Annotated in this window: 1 protein-coding gene; it reads left to right on the top strand. The window is 54.3% G+C overall.

The window, feature by feature from the left end:
- Positions 1 to 256 precede the first annotated feature (256 nt).
- Entirely contained in the window at positions 257 to 1,591 is a 1,335-nt protein-coding gene (locus tag BLW34_RS15240) for an IS110 family RNA-guided transposase (RefSeq protein WP_090581387.1), read from the top strand.
- Positions 1,592 to 1,636: the final 45 nt, after the last annotated feature.

The raw sequence follows: 1,636 nt of genomic DNA, 5'->3' as shown, positions 1-1,636 counted from the left end.
AATGAGCGTAGTAATCGGCCTTCGGCCGCAATGCGTTTGAAAGAAACACGATGCGGCGAGATGTGCGGTAAAGTGGAATACCGCGACGGCGAAGACCGAACAGTCACTGGAGCGTCCCTGCCCGTAAATGAGCGTGGTCACGGGTCACGTCTGCGACATTGGCGAGGCTGCGAAAGCAGCCATCCCGTTTGAGAGAGTGAGTATAACGACGTACCCGAACCGTTGTGGCATTCCAAACGAGATGATGGAGGAAGGCATGGCACAACGCAAGAGAACGGTACTGGAATTGGCGCACCCGAATGCGGCGGGAATCGACATCGGCTCGGCAAGCCATTTTGTGGCGGTGTCGCCGGATCGTGACGATGAACCGGTCCGGGAATTTAAAAGTTTCACCGAAGACCTGGAGGAGTTGGCGGACTGGCTTGTGTGCTGCGGCGTGGATACGGTGGCAATGGAATCGACGGGCGTGTACTGGATACCGCTCTACGAGATTCTCGAAGCGCGTGGGTTTGCCGTGAATCTCGTCAATGCACGGCATGTAAAGAACGTCTCCGGTCGCAAGTCAGATGTTCTCGACTGCCAGTGGCTGCAACAGTTGATGAGCTATGGCCTGCTGTCTGGCGCTTTTCGCCCGACGGATGAAATTTGCATGCTGCGTGCGGTATCACGACAACGCGACATGTTGCTGGCCTCTCAAGGTCGGCATATTCAGCATATGCAAAAAGCGTTAACCCAGATGAACGTGCAACTGGCCAACGTAATTTCAGACATCGTTGGCGAAACGGGGCAAAAAATCGTACGTGGTATTATTGCGGGCGAACGTGACGGTCATGTGCTGGCGAAGATGAAGAATACCCGCATTCGCGCCAGTGAAGAGAAGATCGCCAAGTCGCTTCAGGGCAACTGGCGCGAGGAGCATTTGTTCGCACTCAAGCAGGCGATGGTGCTCTATGATAATTATGGAACCCTACTGACTGAATGTGACGCCAAACTCGAAAGCATGCTGGCAACGCTCGTTGGCGATGATGATAGCGAACCGGGCAAAGGCCGACGCGCATCGAACTCCAAGAATGCACCGCAATTCGATGTGCGAACTTACCTCTTTCGACTGTGCGGCGTCGACCTGACTCGGATCAACGGTATCAACCCGACGACCGCGCTCAAGGTGATTGCCGAAGTCGGTCCCGACATGACCCGCTTCAAAAGCGCGAAGCATTTTGCCTCCTGGCTGGGACTGTGTCCTGGCACAAAGATTTCCGGAGGTAAAGTACTCTCGGGCGCATCCAAACGCACAACCAATCGCGCTGCTCAGTCTTTGCGGTTAGCGGCCGCCGCACTTCACAAAAGCCAGTCCGCGCTTGGAGCCTACTTCAGACGGCTTGCCGCTCGTCTTGATCGAGCCAAGGCGATTACTGCCGTCGCCCACAAACTGGCTCGTCTTATCTACACCATGTTAACCAAGGGTGAGGAATACACAGACCAAGGACAGGATTACTACGAGGAGCGCTATCGCCAGCGTGTTATGCATCACCTCGCCAGGCGCGCTGAAAAACTTGGTATGCAACTCGTTCCCGCTCCTCAATCAACTTAAAAAATCATTCAACTAATCATGTGGATATATTGTGTTTCTTGAGAG

The organism is Nitrosomonas sp. Nm58 (assembly GCF_900107335.1).
Classification (GTDB): domain Bacteria; phylum Pseudomonadota; class Gammaproteobacteria; order Burkholderiales; family Nitrosomonadaceae; genus Nitrosomonas.
This window is presented reverse-complemented; position numbering and strand designations above follow the sequence as displayed.